General features: G+C 59.1%; 21 protein-coding genes, 1 tRNA gene, 1 pseudogene and 1 riboswitch. Of the genes and pseudogenes, 12 read left to right on the top strand and 11 right to left on the bottom strand.

From position 1 onward, the window contains the following. Positions 1-4 precede the first annotated feature (4 nt). Positions 5-186: riboswitch (cobalamin riboswitch) on the bottom strand. Positions 187-258: 72 nt separating this feature from the next. Beyond that, a pseudogene (locus AKG12_RS17540) lies at positions 259-1,088 on the bottom strand (TolB family protein). Positions 1,089-1,279: 191 nt separating this feature from the next. Here AKG12_RS17540 and AKG12_RS17535 point away from each other — a divergent pair. After that, positions 1,280-1,657, top strand: coding sequence for a glyoxalase superfamily protein (locus tag AKG12_RS17535; protein ID WP_052819805.1), 378 nt, complete (start codon positions 1,280-1,282; stop codon positions 1,655-1,657). Between the two features lie 221 nt (positions 1,658-1,878). Here the strand turns inward: AKG12_RS17535 and AKG12_RS17530 are convergent, their stop codons facing one another. After that, the gene (locus tag AKG12_RS17530) at positions 1,879-3,558 is read right to left on the bottom strand and encodes an NAD+ synthase (RefSeq protein WP_052819804.1); all 1,680 of its coding nucleotides are present in this window, start codon (positions 3,556-3,558) and stop codon (positions 1,879-1,881) included. A gap of 221 nt (positions 3,559-3,779) precedes the next feature. Here AKG12_RS17530 and AKG12_RS17525 point away from each other — a divergent pair, with 221 nt between their 5' ends. The 3 genes from AKG12_RS17525 to sthA all read left to right on the top strand — a co-directional run bounded on the left by AKG12_RS17525 (position 3,780) and on the right by sthA (position 8,506). Then, a complete protein-coding gene (locus AKG12_RS17525) occupies positions 3,780-5,720 on the top strand; it encodes an LTA synthase family protein (RefSeq protein WP_052819803.1) in 1,941 nt (646 codons plus the stop codon). Between the two features lie 115 nt (positions 5,721-5,835). Next, positions 5,836-6,369 carry a DUF1003 domain-containing protein gene (locus AKG12_RS17520; protein ID WP_046798370.1) on the top strand — a complete coding sequence of 178 codons (534 nt, stop codon included), beginning with the start codon at positions 5,836-5,838 and terminating at the stop codon, positions 6,367-6,369. A gap of 733 nt (positions 6,370-7,102) precedes the next feature. After that, complete coding sequence (gene sthA, locus AKG12_RS17515) at positions 7,103-8,506, top strand: Si-specific NAD(P)(+) transhydrogenase (RefSeq protein WP_046798468.1); 1,404 nt, start codon at positions 7,103-7,105, stop codon at positions 8,504-8,506. Positions 8,507-8,753: 247 nt separating this feature from the next. Here the strand turns inward: sthA and AKG12_RS17510 are convergent, their stop codons facing one another. The 5 genes from AKG12_RS17510 to AKG12_RS17495 all read right to left on the bottom strand — a co-directional run bounded on the left by AKG12_RS17510 (position 8,754) and on the right by AKG12_RS17495 (position 12,204). Further along, positions 8,754-9,404 carry a hypothetical protein gene (locus AKG12_RS17510; RefSeq protein WP_046798369.1) on the bottom strand — a complete coding sequence of 217 codons (651 nt, stop codon included), beginning with the start codon at positions 9,402-9,404 and terminating at the stop codon, positions 8,754-8,756. A 223-nt stretch (positions 9,405-9,627) separates the two neighbouring features. Further along, the gene (locus AKG12_RS31055; protein WP_082178916.1) at positions 9,628-10,191 is read right to left on the bottom strand and encodes an AAA family ATPase; all 564 of its coding nucleotides are present in this window, start codon (positions 10,189-10,191) and stop codon (positions 9,628-9,630) included. Beyond that, on the bottom strand, positions 10,170-10,382 hold the full coding sequence (locus tag AKG12_RS31050) for a hypothetical protein (protein ID WP_285277757.1): 213 nt from the start codon (positions 10,380-10,382) through the stop codon (positions 10,170-10,172). The genes AKG12_RS31055 and AKG12_RS31050 overlap by 22 nt, the downstream gene beginning before the upstream one ends. Positions 10,383-10,402: 20 nt before the next feature. After that, positions 10,403-11,881, bottom strand: coding sequence for a trigger factor (tig, locus tag AKG12_RS17500; RefSeq protein WP_046798367.1), 1,479 nt, complete (start codon positions 11,879-11,881; stop codon positions 10,403-10,405). Positions 11,882-12,121: 240 nt separating this feature from the next. Continuing rightward, positions 12,122-12,204: transfer RNA gene (locus AKG12_RS17495), tRNA-Leu, on the bottom strand. A 663-nt stretch (positions 12,205-12,867) separates the two neighbouring features. Between AKG12_RS17495 and AKG12_RS29470 the strand changes: the two genes are divergently transcribed. The 3 genes from AKG12_RS29470 (at position 12,868) to trmFO (ending at position 15,587) form a co-directional block, all read left to right on the top strand. Then, a complete protein-coding gene (locus AKG12_RS29470) occupies positions 12,868-13,014 on the top strand; it encodes a DUF1127 domain-containing protein (RefSeq protein WP_004433052.1) in 147 nt (48 codons plus the stop codon). Positions 13,015-13,494: 480 nt separating this feature from the next. After that, on the top strand, positions 13,495-13,638 hold the full coding sequence (locus AKG12_RS17485; RefSeq protein ID WP_003495735.1) for a DUF1127 domain-containing protein: 144 nt from the start codon (positions 13,495-13,497) through the stop codon (positions 13,636-13,638). 494 nt (positions 13,639-14,132) lie between these two features. Then, a complete protein-coding gene (gene trmFO / locus AKG12_RS17480) occupies positions 14,133-15,587 on the top strand; it encodes a methylenetetrahydrofolate--tRNA-(uracil(54)-C(5))-methyltransferase (FADH(2)-oxidizing) TrmFO (protein ID WP_052819800.1) in 1,455 nt (484 codons plus the stop codon). Between the two features lie 41 nt (positions 15,588-15,628). On the opposite strand, the gene AKG12_RS17475 is transcribed toward trmFO, so the two are convergent. Genes AKG12_RS17475 through AKG12_RS17465 form a run of 3 tightly spaced genes read right to left on the bottom strand, consistent with a single transcriptional unit; the run spans position 15,629 to position 17,875 of the window. Then, entirely contained in the window at positions 15,629-16,207 is a 579-nt protein-coding gene (locus tag AKG12_RS17475; RefSeq protein WP_046798365.1) for a TadE/TadG family type IV pilus assembly protein, read from the bottom strand. Next, entirely contained in the window at positions 16,204-16,746 is a 543-nt protein-coding gene (locus AKG12_RS17470) for a TadE/TadG family type IV pilus assembly protein (RefSeq protein ID WP_052819799.1), read from the bottom strand. Before AKG12_RS17470 ends, AKG12_RS17475 begins: the two co-directional genes overlap by 4 nt. Continuing rightward, entirely contained in the window at positions 16,727-17,875 is a 1,149-nt protein-coding gene (locus AKG12_RS17465; protein WP_285277756.1) for a pilus assembly protein, read from the bottom strand. The genes AKG12_RS17470 and AKG12_RS17465 overlap by 20 nt, the downstream gene beginning before the upstream one ends. 647 nt (positions 17,876-18,522) lie before the next feature. On the opposite strand from AKG12_RS17465, the gene AKG12_RS17460 reads away from it, so the two are divergent. The 5 genes from AKG12_RS17460 to AKG12_RS17440 all read left to right on the top strand — a co-directional run bounded on the left by AKG12_RS17460 (position 18,523) and on the right by AKG12_RS17440 (position 23,837). Further along, positions 18,523-19,650 (top strand): S-(hydroxymethyl)glutathione dehydrogenase/class III alcohol dehydrogenase, encoded by a 1,128-nt coding sequence (locus AKG12_RS17460; protein ID WP_046798362.1) that lies wholly within the window; start codon positions 18,523-18,525, stop codon positions 19,648-19,650. Between the two features lie 286 nt (positions 19,651-19,936). After that, positions 19,937-20,677, top strand: coding sequence for a hypothetical protein (locus AKG12_RS17455; protein WP_052819872.1), 741 nt, complete (start codon positions 19,937-19,939; stop codon positions 20,675-20,677). Positions 20,678-20,783: 106 nt separating this feature from the next. After that, the gene (locus AKG12_RS17450) at positions 20,784-21,047 is read left to right on the top strand and encodes an acyl carrier protein (protein ID WP_046798361.1); all 264 of its coding nucleotides are present in this window, start codon (positions 20,784-20,786) and stop codon (positions 21,045-21,047) included. Next, positions 21,044-22,576, top strand: a complete 1,533-nt coding sequence (locus tag AKG12_RS17445) for an AMP-binding protein (RefSeq protein WP_052819797.1) — start codon at positions 21,044-21,046, stop codon at positions 22,574-22,576. Before AKG12_RS17450 ends, AKG12_RS17445 begins: the two co-directional genes overlap by 4 nt. Then, positions 22,560-23,837, top strand: coding sequence for a type III PLP-dependent enzyme (locus AKG12_RS17440; RefSeq protein WP_052819796.1), 1,278 nt, complete (start codon positions 22,560-22,562; stop codon positions 23,835-23,837). The genes AKG12_RS17445 and AKG12_RS17440 overlap by 17 nt, the downstream gene beginning before the upstream one ends. Here AKG12_RS17440 and AKG12_RS17435 read toward each other — a convergent pair whose 3' ends face one another. After that, the gene (locus AKG12_RS17435) at positions 23,838-24,995 is read right to left on the bottom strand and encodes an aminodeoxychorismate synthase component I (RefSeq protein WP_052819795.1); all 1,158 of its coding nucleotides are present in this window, start codon (positions 24,993-24,995) and stop codon (positions 23,838-23,840) included. It abuts the gene before it with no gap. Between the last annotated feature and the right edge of the window lie 35 nt (positions 24,996-25,030).

Raw genomic sequence — 25,030 nt, 5'->3', positions numbered from 1 at the left:
GCGGTTCGGTCTATCCTGCCAGGCCGGTCTTCTGACTCGACTTCATCCGCCCCTTTCGCCTTCCCGAATAACTTCAGTGGCTTGTGAAAAGGACATCCGCCTCACAGCGCTGGGCACGTTCCGGTTTTTCACCGAATTCCCGATTCTCCCGCCGCAAGGGCGGGCACCTGACGAGAAAACTTATGATCAAGAGGACTTGCGAATGCAAGTATCGTAAGGGCGGTGCGGCAATGTGACCTCAACGAAAACCAAATCGCATCATTCCACAGGGAAATAGCGCACATAAGCGAATTCATCCCCGTCAGGCGACCAGTTGGGCGAGTTCATCGTCCCCTGCCCGCCGAAAAGCTCAAACAGCGTTTCAACATTGCCGCCATCCATATCCATCAGCCGCACCCGCACATCAAGATCACGCGGATGGTCGAAGACATCGCCGCCATAGGAGACAAACACCACCTTGTCACCTTTGGGAGACGGATGTGGAAACCAGTCACCATAGGAACTGTCGGTAATGCGCTCGACGGCGGAACCGTCCACCCGCACCCGCCAGATCTGCATCAGCCCCGTGCGGCTGGAATTGAAATAGATCCATCCCCCATCCGGCGAATAATCCGGCCCGTCATTGCGGCCCTCGCCATGGGTAAGGCGTGTTTCGACGCCGCTCCCAATATCCATGGAATAATGTCGAAGACCTGATCGCGAATGCCGCAATAGGCGAAACTCTTCCCGTCCGGCGCCCAGCCGTGCCAGTAGGAGGGAAGGTTCTTCGTCATCAGCTTCGGCGTGCCGCCTGTCGATGGCAAAAGATAAATGGCGCTCTTGCCGAATTCCACCTTGTCGGAAATGGCATAGAGCGAACCGTCAGGCGAAATGCCGTGGTCGTTGTTGCATTGCGTCGCAAAGCCGGTATCGACCTTCTCCGGTGAAGCGTCACCGAATGGGGACAGGCGATAGAGCAACCCCTCGCTGTTCAACAGCAGATATTTGCCATCCGGCGACCAGTTCGGCGCTTCGAACAATTCCGGCGTCTGCCACACCACCCGCATCTGCCGGGTGCGGATGTTGAAGATTTCGATGGAACTGCGCATGCTGCCTCCCGGGCTGTCGATAGTCTGGATCGGACCCTTGGCTGGTGCAGACATTCCGTTTGCTTTCGCCGCCATGGTGATTATGATCCTATGACCGCAGGCACCGTCCTGCAAATTCAAATCGGAAAAAACGCCAGCGTTCCGGCACCGCCCGTAACCCTCCCCGTTTCTCCCAGATCCGAGGTTCCGCGATGAATACCATCGCCGATCACGGCATCCGCTTCGGGCGGATCGCCGCAATGCTTCCTGTCAAAAATATCGAAAAGGCCCATGATTTTTATGTCGGTGTGCTGGGCTTCACAAAAACCTTCGAAAACGGCAACCCCGTTGGTTTCATGATCCTCAAACAGGGCAATGCCGAACTGCACCTGACATTGCAGCCCACCCATAAGGCAGCGCCCTTCAACGTGGCGCATATGATGGTAAGCGATGTCGATGCGCTGCACGCGCTCTGCAAGAGCCACGGGTTGCGCATCATCAAGGGCCTGCAGGACAAGGATTATGGCCTGCGCGCCTTTGTTTTTGAAGACCCTGACGGCAACCGCATCGATGTGGGGCAGGTTATTTGAGATGAATAGGCGGCGCGGCGTGTCCGCGCCGTCTGTTTATCCTCATTGTGGACCGAGCATGTGCCGCTCATTTCTTCTCCCCGCCGGGGAGAAGGTGGCGCGCCGCGCCGGATGAGGGGGCGACGGTAGAGATATGCGGAGAGCTAGCCCCCTCATCTGCCCCTTCGGGGCATCTTCTCCCCGGCGGGGAGAAGAAATGAGCAGCACCCTCCACCCACCAATCACCTGTCACGAAACCGGTTGGTAATCGGATAACGCCGGTCACGGCCGAAATTCTTCTTGGTGATCTTCACGCCCGGCGCCGATTGCCGGCGCTTGTATTCAGCAAGGTAGAGCAGATGCTCCACCCGGTGCACGGTGGCCACATCATGGCCACGCGCCAGAATTTCCTCAACCGACATTTCCTTCTCGACGAGGCACTCAAGAATATCGTCCAGCACCGGATAGGGCGGCAGCGAATCCTGGTCGGTCTGGTTGGGGCGCAATTCGGCCGACGGAGCCTTGGAGATGATATTGGCCGGGATCACCTCGCCGGAAGGACCGAGCGCGCCCGGCGGCACATTACCGTTGCGCCAGCTGGAAATGGCATAGACCTGCATCTTGTAGAGGTCCTTGATGGGGTTGAAACCGCCATTCATGTCGCCGTAGAGCGTGGCATAACCCACCGACATTTCCGACTTGTTGCCTGTCGTCACCACCATCGAGCCGAACTTGTTCGAGACGGCCATGAGAATGGTGCCGCGCGTGCGGCTCTGCAGGTTTTCCTCGGTAATGCCCTCTTCCGTGCCTTCGAAGAGATCTGACAGTGCCGAGAGGAAACCCTCCACCGGCTCGACGATCGGCACGATATCGTAACGGCAGCCCAGCGCTTTCGCGCAATCGGCCGCATCCTTCAGCGATTCTTCCGAAGTATAGCGGTAAGGCAGCATGATGCAGCGCACCCGCTCCTCGCCCAGCGCATCCACGGCAAGGGCGGCACAGATCGCCGAATCGATGCCGCCGGAAAGGCCGAGAACCACGCTCTTGAAACCGTTTTTGTTGACGTAATCGCGGAAGCCCAGCATGCAGGCGCGGTAATCCGCCTCCTCGCCTTCGGGAATCTTCGAGAATGGTCCGCTGTCGCAATGCCAGCCGTCTGCCGTGCGTTTCCAGTCGGTGACGGCAAGCGTTGCCTCGAACTGGCTCATCTGGAAGGCAAGCGTCTTGTCGGCATTAAAGCCAAAGCTTGCGCCATCGAACACCAGCTCATCCTGCCCACCCAGCTGGTTGGCGAAGACGAGAGGCAGGCCGCTTTCAATCACCTGCCGCAGCGCCACCTGGTGGCGCACGTCCAGCTTGCCGCGATAATAGGGCGAACCGTTTGGCACCAGCAGGATTTCCGCCCCGCTTTCGGCCAGCGTTTCGCACACGCCCATCTCGTTCCAGATTTCCTCGCAGATCGGAATACCGATCCTGACCCCACGGAAATTATAGGGACCGGAAATCGACCCTTCGGCGAAAACGCGTTTTTCGTCGAACTCGCCATAATTCGGCAGGTCGATCTTGTCGCGCAGCGCAATGATCTTGCCGCCATCCAGCAACGCCACCGAATTGTGCCGGCCCGTCTCGCCCTGGCGCGGAAAACCGATAACGACACCCGGCCCGCCATCGGCGGTGTCCGCTGCCAGCTCTTCCACGGCCTTCAGGCAGGCCTTCAGGAACGCCGGCTTCAGCACCAGATCTTCAGGCGGGTAGCCGGATATGAACAGCTCGGTCAGAAGCAGGAGATCGGCGCCCTGCGTTGCCGCATCGGCCCTTGCCTCACGCGCCCTGGCGAGATTGCCCGCCACGTCGCCAACGGTGGGATTGAACTGCCCGACGGCAATCCGGAGATGGTTCTGGATATCGTGTCTGTCGCTCATGCCATTTCAATACCGCGCCCGTGGCCGCTCCGCAACGCGGCAATTGCATGCCATCGCCTGGACGATGCGCCACCGCTGCGTTCACGCTAAGGTTATCACCGCTCCAGCCATCCTCCGCAAAGTTCATGTCGCGTTCATCGCGCTTATGTGACAGTTACATGACACTTTTGCGACGCCCGATTCACCTCCCCGGATTGGGCGTCCGCCTGCAATACCGGAGTATGAGTTTGAGAGATTCGGCGCCAAAAACAACGGCTTCCGAAAAGGCTGGTTTCGTCTTTTCGCCTGCATGGACAAGGAGCCTTTCCAAGCTTTCGGGCGCGGTCTATACGCTGGCCAATCTGACGGTCGCATCCATCGTGCTCGTCGTGGCGCTGGAATGGATTGCCCGCGGTTCGCTCCATGATGTCGGTGCTTTCCTCACCTCCTCCGCCCGGCCGGGCATGACCACCATTGCCGCCGTGCTCACCCTTCTCGTCGCGCTGGATGCGATCCTTGGCCGGCGTTATCTGTCCCTCATCGCAGTTGCCCCGCTCTGCGCGCTGACGGGGCTGATTTCCGCGCAGAAACAGACCTATCTCTCCGATCCGCTTTACCCATCCGACCTGCTGTTCGGCCGCCAGATTTTCGAGCTCTTACCCACAATGCTGAAGGCGCAACCGCTGACGGCAGTGCTGGTTGGCCTCGGCATCTGCGCCGCCATTGCGGCTGTCGTGGCGCTCTGGCTGCTGGCGCGCCGCCATTCGCCATCATTGAGCTGGCGTGAACGCGCCGCGGGGCTCGCACTGGCGCTGCCGCTTCTTGCCGGCCTTGCCTCGCTGATGGACTATTCGCATTATTCCTGGGTCCGCGATCGCCTCAACATCATTCCCATGATGTGGGATCAGCAGGAAAACTACCGTCACAACGGCTTCCTGATGGCTTTCGCCTTCAATATTCCGATGGCCAATGTCTCGGCGCCGCAGGGTTATGGCGAAAACAGCATCGCCGACCTGACCTCGGAGCCCGCCGCTTTCGCCGCCAACAAGGGCGATTATCCTGATGTGATCATGCTGATGAGCGAATCGCTGTGGGATCCGACGCGGCTTGAAAAGGTGAAGCTCTCCGCCGATCCGATGCCGACCATCCGCGCCAAACAGTCCGGCAACGTGTTCTCGCCCGAGTTCGGCGGCATGACGGCGAATGTGGAATTCGAGGCGCTGACCGGCTTTTCCAACGCCTTCCTGCCCTATGGCAGCATTCCCTATCAGCAATATATCCGCCGCCCGGTGCCCTCGCTCGCCAGCTTCTTCCGCGGTGAAGGTTATTCCGCCATCGCCATGCACCCATTCCAGGAATGGTTCTGGAACCGCAAGCAGGTCTATACGAATTTCGGCTTCGAGGAATTCCGCTCCGAAGCGACTTTGCCGGCCATGGAAAAACGCGGCAACTTTGCCTCCGACGATGCGCTGATGGACGAGATCATGGCGACGGCCGACAAGGCGCAGAACCCGCTCTTCCTCTTTGCCGTCACCCTTCAGGGACATGGGCCTTACGAGGCGAACCGTTACGCCGAAAACACCATCGGCGTCGAAGGCGACCTCTCCGCCTCGGCCTCGCAGGCGCTGGCCACCTATTCGCAAGGGGTGGCGGAAGCCGATGAAGCGCTTTTGAAAATGATGCGCTGGGCCAAGAAACGCGACCGTGAAACCATCATCGTCCTCTTTGGCGACCACCTGCCGCCGCTTGGCCAGACCTTCGTGGAAAGCGGTTATATGCCGGGCATGGTGGCCAGCCGCCGCGCGCCGCTGGAGGTAATGAAGAAGGAGCATGAGACGCCGCTCGTCGTCTGGTCCTCCAAGAAGGGCGTGCGCAAGAATATCGGCAGCATCAGCCCGGCGCTTTTGCCCTATCACGTGCTGAAGACTGCCGGCTTCTCCGATCCCTTTTATACCGGCACGCTCGGCGAGGTGCAGCAGGCCTTCTCCGTCATCGACCGGCATATGCTGGTGGCGACCGATGGCAAGGCCCTGCCCGACTGGTCTATCGCCCCGAACGCCGTTCCCGACGTGGTGCGCGATTACCGCCTGCTGCAGTTCGACATGATGTTCGGCGCCCAATATGGCCGCGAGCGCTTCTTCCCCGGCTTCAACTGGCTGCACGAGGGCGCGCCGGCCGTCTGATACTTTTCGGCGGGGACGCCTGAACCGCATGGCAGCGGAAATCGTTTGAATTCCACCGCCATGCGGGTTTATCTCGCACAGAGCGCAGGCACCTCATCAAAACCGGAGACACACCGTGTCAGATATCTCCGACTACATCACGTCGCATTTCAAGCGTTCCTCCCGCGAAATCGGTGAGGTGGAGCGCCGCATTCTGGAACTGTCGCACCAGAAAAAACTGATCTCGCGCGACACCAATGCCGAATTTTCCGCTGGAGCAAGCCTTGGCGACAGGCTGGCCGACAATATCGCCAAGATCGGCGGCTCCTGGGGTTTCATCCTCTCCTTCTGTTTTTTCCTGATCTTCTGGGCGATCATCAACACCATCATCCTGACCACCCGCGCCTTCGACCCGTACCCGTTCATCTTCCTCAACCTGCTGCTTTCCATGCTGGCCGCCATTCAGGCGCCCATCATCATGATGTCGCAGAACCGCCAGGCCGCCCGCGACCGTTTCGAGGCCGCCAAGGATTATGAGGTGAACCTGAAGGCCGAGCTGGAAGTGCTGTCACTGCATGAAAAGATCGACGTTAAGGTGCTGGCCGAACTGGCGGCGCTGAGACAGGATCTCGCCGCACTCCACCACCACGTCACCCGTAAGGACGGCTGACACCGGCAAAATTCATCCCCGCTTTTCCCCGTCCTACCGCGTGCAGTTATCTTGCATCCAGTCCTGCCGGGTGGATGCCAGACGTGGCTGAAACCGAGGGACGGTTCTGATGGGGACGGTGGCGCGTTCGTGACGACAGAACCATTTCGCAAAGTGCGGTGCACAGCCCTTTGCGAGATACGGCATGGTGAAAGACCCGGCTGCGCAACGCATCCGACCCACACCAACCCCGACAATAGCGCAGCCGGGCCATCGCCTGAAGTGCTCCCGCTATCCCCGTCCGGCAGCGCCGTGCGGGATGAAGGTGTTGGGGGTTTGGAGCATAGTGGACGCGGGCGCGTGTGGCTTTACCCCCCTCTGCCCTGCCGGGCATCTCCCCCACAAGGAGGGAGATCGGCAGGAGGCGCTACCTCCACTTCATTCGCAAATGTTGAGATGGAGGAAAACCTGCCCGCGGGTCGATCTCCCCCCTTGAGGGGGAGATGCCCGGCAGGGCAGAGGGGGGTAAGCCACACGCACCTTGCGTCCACCTAAAATTCCCCCCCAGTTACGAATCCGTCAGATTCTTGCGCTACAGATTGACGCAGGCGTTTGTTGCATTGCACTCTTGCGGGCAAGGCTGACGCGGGAATCACTCCCCATCGTCAAAATGGCATCACGACCATTTCGCGACGACGCCGCGCCGGATGCGACATCCGGTTATCGCAATGCATTCTATTCCGGGGTTTTTTTCATGCACCAGTTCGATCTGATTGTTGTCGGCAGCGGTCCGGCGGGAAGACGGGCCGCCATTCAGGCCGCCAAGCTCGAAAAGAAGGTTCTGGTCATCGAGAAGGGCAGCCGCGTCGGCGGCGTTTCGGTGCACACCGGCACCATTCCTTCCAAGACCCTGCGTGAAACCGCGCTCAACCTCACCGGCTGGCGTGAGCGCGGCTTTTACGGTCGCTCCTACCGCGTCAAGCAGGAGATCGACGCCGACGATCTGCGCCGACGCCTGCTCATCACGCTGGATCACGAAGTCGAGGTGCTCGAACACCAGTTTGCCCGCAACCGCGTGCAGCACATTCGCGGCACGGCAAGCTTCGTTGACGCCAACACCATGAAAGTGGTGAAGAACGACGGCGAGATCATGAACGTCACCGGCACCTCCATCCTGCTGACCATCGGCACCCGCCCCTACCGGCCGCCGCACATCCCCTTCGACGGCCAGGCGGTACTCGATTCGGATGAGATTCTCGAAATCAAGGAACTGCCGCGCTCAATGGTCGTCGTCGGCGCGGGTGTCATCGGCATCGAATATGCGACGATCTTCAGCGCGCTCGACACGCAGGTGACGGTGGTGGAACCGCGCGAGACCATGCTGGAATTCATCGACAAGGAAATCGTCGAGGACTTCACCTATCAGCTGCGTGATCGCAATATGAAGTTGATCTTCGGCCAGAAGGCGGAAAAGGTGGAGCGCGACGAGAACGGCAAATGCCTCGTTTCGCTCGGCAATGGCCGCGTGCTCAAAACGGAGACGGTGCTGTTTGCCGCCGGCCGTGTCGGCGCCACCGATACGCTCAATCTTTCGGCCTGCGGGCTGGAAGCCGACAGCCGTGGCCGCCTGAAGGTCGATCCCGAAACCTTCCAGACCTCGGTGCCGAACATCTATGCCGCCGGCGACATCATCGGTTTCCCCAGCCTTGCCTCCACGTCCATGGAACAGGGCCGCATCGCCGCCCGCCACGCCGTGGGCGCACCGGCTGGCGAACCGCCGCAATTCTTCCCGTACGGCATCTATGCCGTACCGGAAATCTCCACCTGCGGCCTGACGGAAGAAGAAGTCATCGAACGCGGCATTCCCTATGAATGCGGCATCGCCCATTTCCGCGAAACCTCGCGCGGCCACATCATGGGTCTCGACAGCGGCCTCTTGAAGATGATCTTCTCGCTAAAGACCCGCCGCCTGCTGGGCGTCCACATCGTCGGCGAAGGCGCAACCGAACTGGTGCATATCGGCCAGGCGGTGCTGAACCTCAAAGGCACGGTGGAATATTTCGTGGAGAATACGTTCAATTACCCCACGCTGGCTGAGGCCTACAAGATTGCCGGGCTGGATGCGTGGAACCGCATGGGTGAGATCAAGAAGGATTGAGCTGCGCGTTCCAGAGAACAACGCACCAATCTGTTCAGCCAGTGCTTATGCCAAGGTCCTGGCATCCTCGCCCGTCATACCGGCCTGAGCCGGTATCCAGCCAGCCCAAGTCCTTGGGCTGAAACGACTCTCATGGCGCAGACGCGCCCTTGCTGGATGCCGGATCAAGTCCGGCATGACGGAGGAGAGGCCTTTATCTCCATCTTGCATTTCACCTGCGCACGCGCACCGCAGGCAGCCCGCCCACTCACCAGCGAATACTATACCGCGCACTCACGCCGGGCCGGAAGTGATCCGCATAGCCCTGATCCAGCGTTCCCCGCACTGTCAGATTGTCGCCAATCTTCTGCTCCACCGCCACGCCGCTGCTGAATTCGTTGAAACTGTTGCGGCTCGCCCCCGTCAGCACGAAAGCGGTGCCGGTCTCGGAGCGGGAAAGGCGCAATGACTGCGACACGTCGAGGCCGTTCCATTGCTGCGCCGTGCCGTCATAACGCACGGTGAAATTGCGGTTCGCCTCGATATCCAGCTCCGGGGTGACGATGCGCTTCTGCTGCGAGGTCACGGAAACGCTGCTCGAGCCGGTCAGTGCATTGAAGATGACGCCGACATCGCGGGCAAGCGAGACGCCGGGCAACTGTTCGGCAAGCAAGGTGACATTGCCCCATACCCGCACCGGCGTATCCACCACCTGCCCCGTCCTGGAGGCATTCATGCCCATTTCCAAACCCGCACGGATCGGCGTATCGACCGGCAGCTTCGCGCCAATGCGCGCCGTATAGGACCGGTCGGAATTCTTGACCGGCTTCCAGATCAGCCCGGCTTCGTCGGCACGGGCGGCAGTGCCGGTGGCGGTGAACAAAGACAACAGAAGGGCGAAACCCGTTCGTGGCGACATATCTTGTCCCCTGGCAAATTAAGGGCGCACCGGGAGAACCCGGCAGGCACGGTAAAAGCTTAAGGCCAATGGTTTGGCGGCGATAAGGCCACATCAAAGCGGCGCGCAATGCCCGAACGGCCGCGTTCCGCGACCGGGGCAAATCATGCTGCGCAGGGTGCCAGATGAACGGGAGATGAACAAGAGCAGATGCAACAAAAAATCATGCTGCACTGCATTGTGATCAGAACGACGATGAGGAAGCTCTCATGCTCCCTTTTGCGGCTGGGCCTGTACAGCGGGCAAGAATATCATCCACCACCACGTCTAGAGGTCTGGATGAACTGACGACGGTTGCATGAACGGGGAGGTCTTCTTTCGTGGCATGGAGTTGCAAGACAAACTCCCGTTCAGCCGGGTTTCCACCGAATTCGTCCGCGGGCCTGGCTGCCAACCTCTTTTGCAAAGTCGCACCATCAACATCGAGAACAAAGACCTCATCGAACACGTCGATAAAATGCTGAAAGTTCCTCGAGCCACCGCAGAAGAAAGTGATTGCGTGCGTTCGATCTGTCGCAAGCTCCTGAACTTTCTCGACATCCCAAATATGGCGTCGGTGCCGGAAGGCAATATCTCCACCGCCTTGAAACAGGGCGAGATCGACCGGTTCGCCGGTTTCAGGATCGCCTTTGTAGGCAAGCTCACGATCGCCGTGGATGACATGATAGCCACGCCGCTGGAGTTCCGTTGCCACCGAGGTTTTACCGACGCCGGAAACACCCTCGATCAAATAGTTTCTGACACCCATGACGCTGCCGTTCGACATTCCTCAAATGTGGCCTGCGCCACCTGATCCGGTGGCCACGCGTTTCGACCATAATAATCCGGAATGACGTAATGATGTCGGCGCTTCAAATCTTCATCACCCGCAAATATTGATCCCGAAAAAGCGCGCACCCAAAACAAAAAGGCCGCAGCTTTCGCCACGGCCTTTTTCAATCAGCTTCCACTGAAGAAGATTATTCGGCGTCGCCTTCAGCGGCCTTCTTCTTGGCCGGAGCCTTCTTCTTCGGAGCGGCTTCTTCGCCTTCAGCGGCGTCGTCAGCCTTGGCAGCAGCCTTTTTCTTGGCAGGGGCCTTCTTCTTGGTTTCCGTTGCTTCTTCGGCGTCGTCAGCCAGCAGCTCTTCCTTGGAAACGGTCTTGTCCGTTACCGAGATTTCGGAGAGCAGCTTGTCGATGACCTTTTCTTCGAAGATCGGAGCGCGCAGCGAAGCGGAAGCGCCGGGAGTGTTGCGGAAGAAATCGAGGATTTCCTTCTGCTGGCCGGGGAACTGCTGCAGCTGCTGGAACAGCGCGCGCTGCATTTCTTCTTCGGTCACTTCAACGCCGGCCTTTTCGCCGATTTCGGAGAGAACGAGGCCGAGACGGACACGGCGTTCAGCCAGCTTGCGATATTCTTCGCGGGCTTCTTCTTCGGTCGTGTCTTCGTCAGCGAAGGTCTTGCCGGACTGGGCGAGATCGGTGTTGATCTGGCGCCAGATGTTGTCGAACTCGGCGTCAACGAGGCCAGCCGGGGTGTCGAACTTGTACATTTCGTCCAGCTGGTCGAGGATCTGACGCTTGACCTTCTGGCGGGTGATGTTGCCGTACTGGCTTTCGATCTGGCCCTTGACGATTTCCTTCAGCTTTTCAGCCGATTCGAGACCGAGCTTTTCAGCCAGTTCGTCGTTGATTTCAACGGCGGCAGCAGCGGCAACTTCCTTGACGGTGATGTCGAAGTTGGCTTCCTTGCCGGCAAGGTTTGCAGCCGGGTAGTCAGCCGGGAAGGTCACGGTGATGGTCTTTTCGTCGCCAGCCTTGACGCCGACCAGCTGGTCTTCGAAGCCGGGGATGAAGCGGCCCGAACCGAGAACCAGTTCAGCATCTTCAGCAGCGCCGCCGTCGAAGGCAACGCCGTCAACCTTGCCAAGGTAGTTCATGGTGACGCGGTCGCCATCGGCGGCCTTGCCCTTCTTGGCTTCAAAGGTGCGGGCGCTTTCGGCGATCTTCAGGATCTGCTCGTTGATTTCGTCTTCAGAGACTTCAACAACTTCGCGGGTAACCTTGATGCCGTCATTGGCCTTCAGTTCGATGGCCGGGATGATTTCGTAAGCAACGGTGAATTCGAAATCGGATTCAGCCGACAGGATCTTTTCGGCTTCCTGCTCGTCTTCGGTCATGGAGATGGCCGGCTGGGTAGCAGACTTCTCGCCGCGGCTGGAGAGGATTTCGGTCGGCTTTTCACGCACCAGCTCGTTGACGAGGTCGGCCATGATGGACTTGCCGTACATCTTCTTCAGGTGGCCCATCGGCACTTTGCCGGGACGGAAGCCGTTGATGCGAACCTTGTCCTTGGCGTCAACCAGGCGCTCGTCCAGACGGGCCTTCATGTCGGCGGCCGGAATAACGACCTTGAGTTCGCGCTTCAGCCCTTCAGCGAGCGTTTCGATAACCTGCATTTTCCTAACCTTCACATCATGGCGGCGGTGCTCAGACAGCCGTTGGTTTACTTTCGAGCACTGCGCCGGAAACATCGTTCCCCGGCCGTGGCTTCCCTTATTTCTTTACACAAGCGCCTGCCGGGCAACATTGCGCCCGCGCCGGAGACAAAGGTGCAAAGGGGATGATGAACCCCGAAGCTCCCCGCATCTTATAAAGATGCACTCTGGCGCAAGCGTGGCACAGCCATGCTTTGCTTGTGGTGCGGGTAGAGAGACTCGAACTCCCACGCCGAAGCGTTGGTACCTAAAACCAATGCGTCTACCAATTCCGCCATACCCGCACGTTGGGCGGCGGTATGTCACAATGTTCAGAAAGGGTCAAGCACGCCGTTCCCACGCCTTTCGTTTCCTCCGGACTTTTCTCATCCCCCGCGCCGGTGGCAAGAGACGGCCGCCCTCCCCGCTTATTCGCCGCCCGCGCCGGGGACAGCGCGCAACAGCCGGACAGAGGCGTTTTGGGAGAAAAAACGGCAAGCCGCACCACATCCGCCTCCCATCGCCTTCCCGACCTACCTCGCCCGGCACATCGCATGCAGGCAGGCGCGTAAAACAGGCAATATTTATGCGGCTACATTGACATTATATATAGCCTGCCCCGCAGCCCAAGTTGCCGGATTGCCGGCCCCTTCTCCAAACCGGCGATTCAGGGCTTCCGCACCCTGCCCCGCCCCTTATCCGTTCATCTCACACGCCTTCGCACTGCCGAACCCCCGGGCGATCACCAAAAGCACACAAATTGGTCACAAATTATGCATGAATCGCCGCAATCAGCCTGATTTACCGGCTTGCATTGCATTACGCGCATAGGTGACATCTTGCTTTGTCTGTTTTTGTTTTGATTAAACCGATTATATTCGTGGTCATACAGAGATCGAGTTCAGCCCCGGACCAAAGCCTCCCAAGACTGGCCGCAGAGACTGAACAGCACGAAGAGGAAGATGAAAATGAACATTGCACGCTCGCTCACCAACTGGCGCAAGTATCGTCAGACCGTAACCGAACTCGGCCGCATGACCGACCGCGAACTGAGTGACCTCGGCATTGGCCGTCAGGACATCCGCCGCGTCGCCAAGACCGCCGTCGGCTTCTAATTATACGCCCCGCCGCTTGATGCGGCGGATGCGAGACGACCTACCCAAAAAGGCCAGAGGCTCCCGCCTCCGGCCTTTTTTCGTTTTGGGCGGTTCTCCAGGTCGAAAGTGGTTCTGCCGTAGCCACTCGCGCGGTCGGCAGATGAAAAATGCATCCAAGATGCCTGCCATTTGCGCGGCGCGAATAATGCAAGAGCCGCCGCACCGCTCCTTTTTCACCTGAAAAGCCCCTTCAGCGCCGCCAAAGGCCGCCATATCGGTCAAAACCGCCTGAAACACAGGCATTTCCGCTCATATTTTGCCCACATGATATTCAGAGCCGCAAATTTAGCCGACATACTGCACAAATGCATGGCAGTAGCCTAAATTCTGCACTGCACAACATGGCTTAATGTCTATATATAAACCTCAACAGCCGAGAGCACAGAGAAACACTGAGCCGGCAGACGAAATCAACAGAGATAGATTGAGGAAACGACCATGAACCCTATCCGCATTGCAAAGAACTGGATCTCCTACCGCCGCACGATCAACGAACTCGGCAGCCTCTCCAACCAGGCTCTGAGCGACATCGGTCTGACCCGTTACGACATCCGTAACGTAGCAGCCCGTTCGTTCCGCTAAGGCGTAAACGATCGTCCCGCTGCCCGACCTCCAGGGCGCGACGATCGAGCGACAGGTTTTAAGAAAACGGCGCCTTTGGCGCCGTTTTTGATTCTCGGGTCTGGCTCGAGAAATTAGCCTTTGGATAGGCGCCCGGCATCGCCGCATATTTCTTCTCCCCGTCGGGGAGAAGGTGGCCCGAAGGGTCGGATGAGGGGGCAACGCCAGCGATAGGCCGCACCCTCGCCTCCTCATCCCGCTGCCGCGGACTTCTCCCCGGCAGGGAGAAGAAACAAGGGTACGCACTCGCTCCCAAAAATGCTTGCCTGCTTCCCAGCCTTGTCGCGAAGTTAGCAGCTCGCCCCCCTCATACCCTCCATCCCTCAAAAACATTTGGCTGCCCCGGCCATGCATGCTAGTGCATCCCGCAAACAATGCCGTGTCCTTCAGGACCCGTGCGGAACAATCACTCGAGAGACAGCCGTCGGACGGGAGCCTTTGCCCCGCGGCGGCCCATGGACGCCAGCATGCAAGACAAGACCCATTCTCCCATTCATGTCGTGGGCGGCGGACTGGCCGGTTCGGAAGCCGCGTGGCAGATTGCTGAGAGCGGCGTGCCCGTCATCCTGCACGAAATGCGCGGCGTGCGCGGCACGGATGCGCATAAGGGTGATACGCTGGCGGAACTGGTCTGTTCCAACTCCTTCCGCTCCGATGATGCGACGGCCAATGCGGTCGGCGTCATCCATGCCGAAATGCGGCTTGCCGGCTCGCTGATCATGGCCTGTGCCGACAAACATCAGGTGCCGGCCGGCGGCGCGCTTGCCGTCGACCGCGACGGGTTTTCGCTTGCCGTTACCGAAATGCTGGAAAGTCACCCACTGGTGACGATCGTCCGCGAAGAGGTTTCCGGCCTGCCACCGAAGGAATGGGGCAGCACAATCATTGCCACCGGGCCGCTCACCTCGCCGGATCTGGCGGCGGCAGTGCAGACAGAAACGGGTGAGGATGCGCTGGCCTTTTTCGACGCCATAGCCCCCATCGTGCACCGCGACAGCATCAACATGGATATCTGCTGGTACCAGTCGCGTTACGACAAGGTCGGCCCCGGCGGCACGGGCAAGGACTACATCAACTGCCCGATGGACGAAGAGCAATATAACGCCTTCATCGACGCGCTGATTGCCGGCGACACGGTCGGGTTCAAGGAATGGGAAGGCACACCCTATTTCGACGGCTGCCTGCCGATCGAAATCATGGCCGAACGCGGCCGCCAGACGCTGCGCCATGGCCCGATGAAACCGATGGGGCTGACCAATGCCCATAACCCCACCGTGAAGGCCTATGCCGTGGTCCAGCTGCGCCAGGACAATGCGCTCGGCACGCTCTACAACATGGTGGGTTTCCAGACCAAGCTGAAATATGGCGTGCAGGCGGATGTGTTCCGCATGATTCCGGGCCTCGAAAATGCGGAATTCGCGCGTCTCGGCGGCCTGCACCGCAACACCTATATCGATTCCCCGACCCTGCTCGATCCGTCGCTAAAACTGAAATCCCGTCCGGACCTGCGTTTCGCCGGCCAGATCACCGGCTGCGAGGGATATGTGGAAAGCGCCTCGGTCGGCCTTCTCGCGGGCCGCTTCGCCGCCGCCGAACGGAAGGGCGAGGCCCTGAGCCTGCCGCCGGCCACCACGGCCCTCGGTTCGCTTCTCAACCACATCACCGGCGGCCACCTCTCCTCAGATGATGAGCCGGGCAAACGCTCCTTCCAGCCGATGAACATCAATTTCGGCCTGTTCCCTGAACTGGAGCCGGGTTCCATCGTCAAGCCGGAGGGCGTGAAACGTTTTCGCGGCAAGGACAAGACGATCATGAAACGTCAGCTGGTTGCAGCTCGGGCGCTGAAGGATTGCGCGCAGTGGCTGGGGATGGGCGAACCCATCAAGGTTTCCGGCGCAGGGGAGCAGTGAACGGGAAAGCCCGTTCAGGGCACGTACGGTGACCGTTATCCTCAGCGAACATTCCAGAAGGACCAGTCCGACTTGCCCTTCTGATATTTATAGTGCCGCGAGAAATACGGATTGACCGTGGCGACATATTCGAACTCGATGGTCGTCGGGTGCAGGAACGAGAATAGCGGGCTATATTTATAACGCCCCGAAATCACGATGACGGCTTCCTCTTCCTTGAAATTTCCCGCCTTCAGCATCTTGTCCCAGGTCACGGCTTCTGCGGACCCGAAGAAGTCGTAGGGCGCGAATTCGACGGTTGCGACGCCGCCCACCAATTTGGCGCTCCGCAAGGTCAGATCGAGCTTCTTCGAGTCAAGAGGTTGCCCGGCCTGAATGACAAAGGTTTTTACCCCCGTCCTCACCCGCTCCTCGAATTCCGGGAAACGGGCGGACCAGCGGGCTGTATTGTCGACGACCGTGACGAAACGGTCGTAGCTGAGCCAGCCACGACCAGTCTCGATCATCACCGCCAGAAAGATGATCAGCATTGGCAATAGCAGGGAGAATTCCACCGCGGCGACGCCGGAGCGCGACCGCACCATGGCGGCGAGGACGGATTTCAGCCGAAACACCATCATTCCGTCACCCGAACGGCGGTGATCGCCAGAGAGACATTCTGTAATTGCGGCTGCGTGTCGCTACCACCGGGGATCAGCAGGCGCGTCGTGGGCAGAATGAATAGCCAATTGTAACCGAGCGCCAGAAGATATTGCCCGGCTTTTTTATCCGGCGCCTGAAACTTGTTCTCGATGGGAAATGTCAGCGGCACGGCGGTGAAATCCGCATCCGGGATCGGGACGAGCGTTATCTTCATGTCGATTTCCGTCGTGCCGAGCAGGAAATTCGAGGCGATGACACGCCTGAATTCGATTTCGGTAACCGCCGTATGGCTTGCCGCCGCCTTGCGCAGCATTTCCGCGCCGGCATTGGCCGCGGTTGCCAGATTGAGAGTGAGCAGCAGCGCCAGACCGACTTCGAAAATGCCGAAGACCAGCAGGAAATAGAGCGGCATGAGCAGGCCAAACTCGACGGCGGTGGCCGCCCGGATGTCGAGTGCATAAGAGCGGAACCGAGCACGGCAACGGCGAAAGAGGCCTTTATTTCGGTGAGTCGACATACTTCACCTCAAAAGCCGTGATGATGCCGCCAAGACTGTCGCTTTTCCCGCCTGCGGCAATCGTCAGCTTGTAGACGGAATAGATATCAACCGTGATCGAATAACTGCGGCGCTCCCAGAAGACTTTGTCCTTCTGCGCCATTTCGATGATCTTCTTTTCGGGGCCTAATTGCGGACGCTGGAGCTGCAGGAAGATGTCGATGTCGTTGGTGCCGCCATAGGCGTCGTTGCGGCCATTATACCAGACCGAAACCTCATATTTTCCGGGATGCAGTTCGACAATCTTGAAGATGGAACTGTTGGCGTCGCTTTTCTTCTGCTTATCCCAATGGCTATCCAGTTCCACCACATATTTGGTCGGCGGTATTCCGCCATTTTCGGCTTTCAGCAAAGAGGGTTTTTGCGGATCGTCCGGCTTGGGTGGACATGGATTCGTTGCCGCGGATTGCGACGCGTCCTCATCGGTTTCTTTCGGTTTGTTGTTTTTCGGATCTTGTGCGTCAGTCGGAGCGACCTCCGGCTGCGAAACACTCGCGCAAGCAGGTCCGGCATCCTTCTTCGGCTCCTCATAACCCTGCCAGCCGAATTTCTTGCGGCACGCCGCATTGCTCCAGTCCTGAAGCTCGATGCCGGGGCCTGTGCCGCCGTCCCATCCAATTTCCTCATAGCTGACGACGCCCCAGCAACCATTCGGGGCGTCGGGGCTTTTACCGTTTTTGAGAATCCGGTCTTTACCGTTCAGCCGGTCGAATGTGTTGTTGACGATCACCTCGCCGTCATAGGGATAGGGAGGAATACCGTCGCAACGGTAAGTCAGCGCGTAGTCCATCTTTTCGACATTGAACAGGCCACCCAACACCGTCTTATAGGTAAATTTCGCTTCAATATCGGTGGTCAGCCAGTCGATCGTCACGTCGCGGCTCACCACATCCTGTTTGGTGGAAGTGATGAGCGCGTCGAACGTATCCAGCACGTTTTTGCGGCGCACCTCATCGATAGGCACATTCGTCCGGGTCGGTTTCGTCGAGCGCTCACAGGCCTGCGCGATCACCCGTTTCGACTGGCTGTAATAGGCCAGCGCCCGGCCGCCTTCGAACAGCAGTCCGAATGTGAAAAGAAAAACCGGCATCAGCAATGCCGTCATGATCGCAAAATTTGCCCGCCGATCCCTCAGAAGCAGGCGGAAATGACGCGCCGACGCGCTCAAGATTTTTTCAATATGAAACATCTGCAATGATCGCTTTTCGTCCAACCGCCACGGATCGTTCCGGCTCCCCCCAGCCAGACACACAAAGACTGCAGTCGGGCGAAATTCCCCCGGCCACAGGATATAAATTCAGCAAAACCGCTGATGCTCACCGCGATCATGGCGGCGCGACACAAGTGGCGAAGGCCAATTGCACTCGCGAGATAAAGGTATTTTCCGGAACCACCGATTGATGGCCGCCCAATTTCATTCGTCATTCTACATGGCGAATTAAACACCAGATTCGTAAATTAAAGATCACCCAAATATCAAAAATAGTATGTAAAATCATGTATTTAAATCAGATATTCATAATTTATTATAGTCGAAATATTCAATTGAATACGCTGGGTCGATATTCCATTGCGGATACAATTTTGCCGAGGCTCGCTCTTCTCGTCCAGCACGAGACGTGCTTCACTTTTTTGGTCGTAACTGAGACGTGAAGGTCGCTTTTGCCCCTTGTCCCTGCCGACAAGCTCGGGCAAAACAGCCCTATCCAATCATGAGACAACGCCAGGAGATCGAAAATGGACGTTCGCGCCGCAGTTGCCATTCAGGCAGGAAAACCGCTTGAGGTCATGACCGTCCAGCTGGAAGGTCCCCGCGCCGGCGAAGTGCTTGTTGAGGTCAAGGCGACCGGCATCTGCCACACCGACGATTTCACACTCTCCGGTGCTGACCCGGAAGGTCTGTTTCCGGCAATCCTCGGCCATGAGGGTGCCGGTATCGTCGTTGATGTCGGCCCCGGCGTCACCTCGGTCAAGAAGGGCGATCACGTCATTCCGCTCTACACGCCGGAATGCCGCGAGTGTTATTCCTGCACCTCGCGCAAGACCAATCTCTGCACCTCGATCCGCGCCACCCAGGGTCAGGGCGTCATGCCTGACGGTACCTCGCGTTTCTCGATCGGCAAGGACAAGATCCATCACTACATGGGCTGCTCGACCTTCTCGAACTACACCGTCCTGCCGGAAATCGCGCTCGCCAAGATCAATCCCGACGCGCCCTTCGACAAGGTCTGCTACATCGGCTGCGGCGTCACCACCGGCATCGGTGCTGTCATCAACACCGCCAAGGTCGAGATCGGCGCGACCGCCATCGTCTTCGGTCTCGGTGGCATCGGCCTCAACGTGCTGCAGGGCCTGCGCCTTGCCGGTGCGGATATGATCATCGGTGTGGACATCAACAATGATCGCAAGGCGTGGGGCGAGAAGTTCGGCATGACCCACTTCGTCAACCCCAAGGAAGTCGGCGACGACATCGTGCCCTATCTCGTCAACATGACGAAGCGCAACGGCGACCTGATCGGCGGCGCGGATTATACGTTCGATTGCACCGGCAATACCAAGGTCATGCGTCAGGCGCTGGAATCCTCGCATCGCGGCTGGGGCAAGTCTGTCATCATCGGCGTTGCCGGTGCCGGCCAGGAAATCTCGACGCGCCCGTTCCAGCTCGTCACCGGCCGCAACTGGATGGGCACCGCCTTTGGCGGCGCACGCGGCCGCACCGACGTGCCGAAGATCGTCGACTGGTACATGGAAGGCAAGATCCAGATCGATCCGATGATCACCCACGTGATGCCGCTCGAAGACATCAACAAGGGTTTCGACCTGATGCACAAAGGCGAAAGCATCCGCGGCGTCGTGGTCTATTGATCGGCAAATCACAGGAGGCGGGCGCGTTCGGCGCGCCTGCCTTGCATGCAAACGTGATCGCCGCCGCCGCCCTGCAGCCCAGACGATTAACGGGACAGTAAATCTATCGTCGTAAGGCAATACTACGCGGCGAGGTTGAAAAATCTCTTTCCCCGGCCAGTTAACGCCAGACAGCGGAGAGCGACCTCTGAAAATCGTACCGATCGACAACGGAAACCGCGCCGCCGCCGTTGCCCTTTTGGCGAAAGGTTTCCCCGAAAAAAGCGCGGCTTTCTGGTCCCGCGGACTGGCGCTTATCAGCGACCACCATGCGCGCCGGAAACTCGGTTCGATCGGGCAATTGTTGATGAAGGGTGAGGACGCGGCGGGCGTTCTGTTGACGATCAAAAGCCGTCTGCCCGAAACCGGCAGCATCGTCGTCAACCTGTCCAGCTGGTATGTCGAGCCTTCGTGCCGGTGGTTTGCACCGCGTATGCTGCAAATGGCCTCCTCGTCTGAGGAAGAACTGTTTACCGACCTCACCCCGTCTCCCGAAGCCTGCAAGCTGAACGAGAGGCTGGGTTTTCAGACGGTGACGGATCACACGCTTTTTTATCCCCTGCCGCTCAAGGCTCTGCGTCCTTCCGGCGCGCGGCTGAGCCCGCTTGCAGCCGTGTCGCCCGATACCCTGCCGGCCGCAATGCGTGAGATGCTGGAAGATCACCTGCGGCTCGGCTGTATCGTGGCCATAATGCAGGCGGACGGCCATCACTATCCGCTGGTGTTCTTGAAAACCACAACCAAAAAGCTGCCCTCCGCCCGCTTGATTTATTGCGAGGACCGAGAGATCGCGCAAAGGCATATTTCTGCAATCGCTCGCCATCTTCTGTTCCGGGGCAGGCTTGCCCTGACGATGGCGGCGCTTGATGGTGAGCGCAATGCCGGCGGGTTCGCGGCACATAAATTCGCGCCGATACAAGTAAAAGGCGCATGGAACCCACATTTTATTAACGAAACATACTCAGAGTTGGTGTTATTGCCACCCTAGGTATTTTAGTGAACCATAACTGACCTGACAGAATATCGACCTTTGTAGATAAAGCGTCATTTCAGGCGGGTTTTATGGGAAACACACGGGAAATCGGAGAACAAGCATGCTTGCGGCAAAGAAAAGCGAAACCAACGTTGCTGATACGATCCATTCCTATCTCTCGAGCCGTTTTCCCGCCCACGCACCTTTTACCGACGATACCCTGCTTCTTGAAGGCGGCGCGATCGATTCGCTCGGTTTTCTGGAATTGATGATCTTCCTCGGCGAGAGTTTTGGCATCATTCTCGATGATGAACATTTCACGCCTGACAATCTCGGTACACCCGCTGATCTCATCGCCTTCGTCCTCAGGGAACGGAGGAGATGACACCGCATTTCCTGCTGCACCACCTGCTCGCCGCACAGGCGGCAAGCGACGATCAGGCCCTTATCCATAAAGATATCGCGCTGAGCTATCGGGAATTCGCGCAAGCGGCGAGCCTTTGCGCGGCTGCCCTGCAGCAGGCCGGCGCAGAACGCGGCGACAGAGTCGTCATTTTCCTGCCACGCGGCATAGAGGAATGCTGGTCGATCTTCGGCGTCAGCATGGCATCCTGCGTTTTTGTGCCGGTCAATGCGCTACTGAAATCACAGCAGATCCGCCATATCATCACGGATTGCGGCGCGAAAATCGTCATCAGCAGCAGGGCGATGCAGGAAGAACTCGGCGCAGCGCTGGAAGGCTTGGCCGATGTGAGCGTATTGCTGACGGAAAATATCGAGACCCGCTCGAACGCGCCTGCCAAAACCTCGGCGGCAATCGGCGAGGACCTTGCGGCGATCCTCTATACATCCGGCTCCACCGGCTCACCCAAGGGCGTGATGCTGTCGCACCGCAATCTTCTGGCCGGCGCGCGCATTGTGCGGACCTATCTGGAGATTACGGCGAGCGACCGTATTCTTTCCATCCTGCCCTTCAGCTTCGATTATGGCCTGAACCAGCTGCTGACGGCCGTGGAACAGGGCGCCACCACGATCATCTCCACCTTCCGGCTGGGCGACGATATCGTCCGCGATCTGCGCGACCACGCCGTGACAGGTCTCGCCGGCGTGCCGACCGTCTGGGCAATCCTGACGAGGGCGGCCCCGTCGCTCGCAAAGACGCCCCTGCCGCATCTGCGCTATATCACCAATTCCGGCGGGCGCGTGCCGCAGGAAACCGTAAAGGCGCTGCGCGAAAAGCTGCCGGATACAAAAATCTACCTGATGTATGGTCTAACCGAGGCCTTCCGCTCCACCTTCCTGCCACCGGAAGAAATCGACAGCCGGCCGACCTCCATCGGCAAGGCCATTCCGGAATGTGAAATCTTCATCGTCACCGATAAGGGACAGCGGGCAAAACCGGGCGAGCCGGGCATTCTCGTCCATCGCGGCCCGACGGTATCGCTCGGCTACTGGAACCGGCCGGAAGACACGGCAAAAGTGCTGCGCCCTCATCCCTTCATTCCAGCGGCCCTGGGCGGCGAAACCGTCTGTTATTCCGGTGATCTGGCCGTGGAAGACGAGAATGGCTTCTTCAGCTTCGTTGCCCGCAACGATGCGATGATCAAATCGTCAGGCTATCGCATCAGCCCGACAGAGGTGGAAGAAAGCCTGATGTCCACCGGGCTGTTCCAGCAGGTTGCCGTCATCGGTCTACCGGACCCCTTTGCCGGTGAAAGGGTGCATGCCGTGGCAACCGCCGCCAATGAAAATATCGACGTTTCGGCAGCCCTCAGGAAAGCCGCCGAAATGCTCGCTCCCTTCATGATCCCACGCGCCATCGAACTGGTCGACCGGCTTCCGGTCACCGCCAATGGCAAGGTGGATTACCGCGCGCTGGTGCGCGAACGGACGGACAATGTCGCCCACGGATAAAACCCAGAGCCACGGCCCGGCCCTTGCCAATGCGCAATTTGCGGTCACTGACAACGATCTTGTCATCGGCGGACTTGCGGTTCACGATATCGTCGCCCAAACCGGAACGCCGTGCTTCCTCTATGATGCAAGCGCCATGCGCCGCGCCTATCAGAACCTTGAAACGGCGCTCTCGGGCTTTGCCGATATCTATTATTCGGTGAAGGCCAATCCCCTGCCCGCCATTATCGCACTTTTCCGGCAACAAGGCGCCGGCGCTGAAATCGCCTCCGTCGGCGAATATCGCGCTGCGATCAAGGCGGGTGTCGCACCTGAGAACATCATCTTCGCCGGCCCCGGCAAGGGCATGGCCGAATTGCGCGAGGTAATCGAAGGCGGCATCGGCGAAATCCATATTGAAAGCGCCGAGGAAATCGCCCGTATCGAAGAGATCGGCAAACCGGTCAAAGCCTCGATCCGCATCAACCCCGTGCCGGATGCTCAAGCCGGCGCCATGCGCATGGGCGGCAAGGCCACGGCTTTCGGTTTCGACGAGGAAGAGCTGGAAAACGTCCTGCCGCTCTTCAGGGGCGCCAGACATATCAATCTCGTCGGCGTGCACATCTACGGCGGCACACAGATCCTCGACGCCGACATGCTTGTCTCCCAATGGCGGCACGCCATTTCCCTTGCCGCACGCATGGCGCAAATGCTGGGCAGACCGCTCGAAACCATCGATCTCGGCGGCGGCCTGGGCATCCCCTATTTCGCAGGCGAAACGCCGCTCGATCTTGAAAAAGTCAGCGCCGCCATTCCCGACCTCAAGGCGCTTGTGAAAGCGCATCCTCTGATAACCGACGCCCATATCATCGTCGAACCCGGCCGCTTCCTCGCCGGCCCCGGCGGCATCTATGTCGCGGAAGTGAATTCGGTAAAAACCTCGCGGGGCACCACCTTCGTGGTGACGGATGGCGGCATGCACCATCACCTCGCCGCTTCGGGCAATCTCGGCCAGATCGTCAAACGCAACTACCCCATCGTCGCACCCGCCAAAATGCAGGCAGACTACGACGAGACCGCAACGATCGTCGGCCCGCTCTGCACACCCCTCGACACACTGGCCCGCAATGCCGCGTTGCCCAGGCTGAAGGCCGGTGATCTCCTCGCCATCCTGCAATCGGGCGCCTATGGCGCCAGCGCCAGCCCTTCGGGTTTTCTCAGCCATGCGGCAGCGAAGGAAGTGCTGGTGGAGGATGGAGCGTTTGAGGTGATCGGGCGGTGATCACCCCCGCAACAACCTGTCCCCCACCGCGAATTTCGATTTCAACAGACACTCGTCATATTCCGCCTCGGCAACGGAATCGAAGACGATGCCGCCGCCGACATTAAAGACGGCGCGGCCGTTATCGAACAGGCTGAGGGTGCGGATCGCCACGGAGAACCGCATATCTCCATCAGGAGACATGAAGCCGATCGCTCCGCAATAGGCGTCGCGCGGGCCGGTTTCCAGCTCCCGCAGGATTTTCATTGCCCACATTTTCGGTGCGCCGGTGACGGAGCCGCAGGGAAACAGCGCGGCGAAGATGTCTTCCACCGTCACGTCAGGCAGAAGCTTTGCCCTGACATGGCTGACCATCTGGTGCACGGTCGGATAGGTCTCGATATCGAACAGCCTCGGCACATCGAGGCTACCGACCTCGGTGATGCGTGAAATATCATTGCGCAGCAGATCGACGATCATGCGGTTTTCGGCCAGCGTCTTTTCATCAGCCAGCATCGCCGCGATAATTGCCCGGTCCTTCTCCGCATCCGCCCCGCGCGGCGTCGTGCCCTTCATCGGATGGGTTTCGATGAACCCCTCGCCATCGACCGAGAAAAACAGTTCCGGCGAGCGAGACAGGATGACCGGGCCACCAAGATCGACCAGCGCGCCGTATTTCACCGGCTGGCGCGCGATCAGCGACCAGAAGGCGGTGAGCGGATCGCCGCTCCAGCGGGCAGTGACGGGCATGGTCAGATTGCCCTGATAACAATCGCCACGACGCAGGTGGTCGTGCAGTCGCGCAAAGCGCTGCTGGTATTCCTGGAGCGTCCATGCCGGCACGGGATCGGAAAGAAACGCATCCGCATCCGGCAGCGTGTCGGGACGCGCAAACCGCCCGGCATCCGGCTGTGGACCGGAAAAGACGCCGAAGCGCAGAAACGGCACGTTGCGGGGTTCGTCGGCAAAAGGCGCGAGCTTCGGCTCGAACAGGAAGCCCGCCTCGTAGGACATATAGCCGGCAAGGTATTTCCCGGCCCGTCGCAGCGCTTCCATGCGCTTGAGCGCGGCAAAAAAGGCCTCAGGCTCATCCGCGACGATGATCTCTTCCGGCTCGGCGAAGGCTGTCACCGCGCCGGTCGTATCATCCCGGAAAAGAACGTAAGGCGCATGTGCCAAGGAAAGCGTCCGAAACAGGAGAAAGGTCGGGAAGC

It is taken from the genome of Agrobacterium sp. SUL3 (assembly GCF_001263295.1).
Classification (GTDB): Bacteria; Pseudomonadota; Alphaproteobacteria; order Rhizobiales; family Rhizobiaceae; genus Agrobacterium; species Agrobacterium tomkonis.
Note: the sequence above shows the minus strand (reverse complement) of the source record. Positions and strands in the feature narration are given on the sequence as shown.

Bases quoted from the DNA above. Each gene is read 5' to 3' on its own strand.
- AKG12_RS17530 (WP_052819804.1), bottom strand. From the start codon at position 3,558: ATGAGCGACAGACACGATATCCAGAACCATCTCCGGATTGCCGTCGGG.
- AKG12_RS17440 (WP_052819796.1), top strand. From the start codon at position 22,560: ATGTCGCCCACGGATAAAACCCAGAGCCACGGCCCGGCCCTTGCCAAT.
- sthA (WP_046798468.1), top strand. From the start codon at position 7,103: ATGCACCAGTTCGATCTGATTGTTGTCGGCAGCGGTCCGGCGGGAAGA.
- AKG12_RS17475 (WP_046798365.1), bottom strand. From the start codon at position 16,207: ATGATGGTGTTTCGGCTGAAATCCGTCCTCGCCGCCATGGTGCGGTCG.
- AKG12_RS17470 (WP_052819799.1), bottom strand. From the start codon at position 16,746: ATGTCGACTCACCGAAATAAAGGCCTCTTTCGCCGTTGCCGTGCTCGG.
- AKG12_RS17510 (WP_046798369.1), bottom strand. From the start codon at position 9,404: ATGTCGCCACGAACGGGTTTCGCCCTTCTGTTGTCTTTGTTCACCGCC.
- tig (WP_046798367.1), bottom strand. From the start codon at position 11,881: ATGCAGGTTATCGAAACGCTCGCTGAAGGGCTGAAGCGCGAACTCAAG.
- AKG12_RS29470 (WP_004433052.1), top strand. From the start codon at position 12,868: ATGAACATTGCACGCTCGCTCACCAACTGGCGCAAGTATCGTCAGACC.
- AKG12_RS17445 (WP_052819797.1), top strand. From the start codon at position 21,044: ATGACACCGCATTTCCTGCTGCACCACCTGCTCGCCGCACAGGCGGCA.
- AKG12_RS17535 (WP_052819805.1), top strand. From the start codon at position 1,280: ATGAATACCATCGCCGATCACGGCATCCGCTTCGGGCGGATCGCCGCA.
- AKG12_RS17460 (WP_046798362.1), top strand. From the start codon at position 18,523: ATGGACGTTCGCGCCGCAGTTGCCATTCAGGCAGGAAAACCGCTTGAG.
- AKG12_RS17485 (WP_003495735.1), top strand. From the start codon at position 13,495: ATGAACCCTATCCGCATTGCAAAGAACTGGATCTCCTACCGCCGCACG.
- AKG12_RS17465 (WP_285277756.1), bottom strand. From the start codon at position 17,875: ATGCCGGTTTTTCTTTTCACATTCGGACTGCTGTTCGAAGGCGGCCGG.
- AKG12_RS17525 (WP_052819803.1), top strand. From the start codon at position 3,780: ATGAGTTTGAGAGATTCGGCGCCAAAAACAACGGCTTCCGAAAAGGCT.
- AKG12_RS31055 (WP_082178916.1), bottom strand. From the start codon at position 10,191: ATGGGTGTCAGAAACTATTTGATCGAGGGTGTTTCCGGCGTCGGTAAA.
- trmFO (WP_052819800.1), top strand. From the start codon at position 14,133: ATGGACGCCAGCATGCAAGACAAGACCCATTCTCCCATTCATGTCGTG.
- AKG12_RS17450 (WP_046798361.1), top strand. From the start codon at position 20,784: ATGCTTGCGGCAAAGAAAAGCGAAACCAACGTTGCTGATACGATCCAT.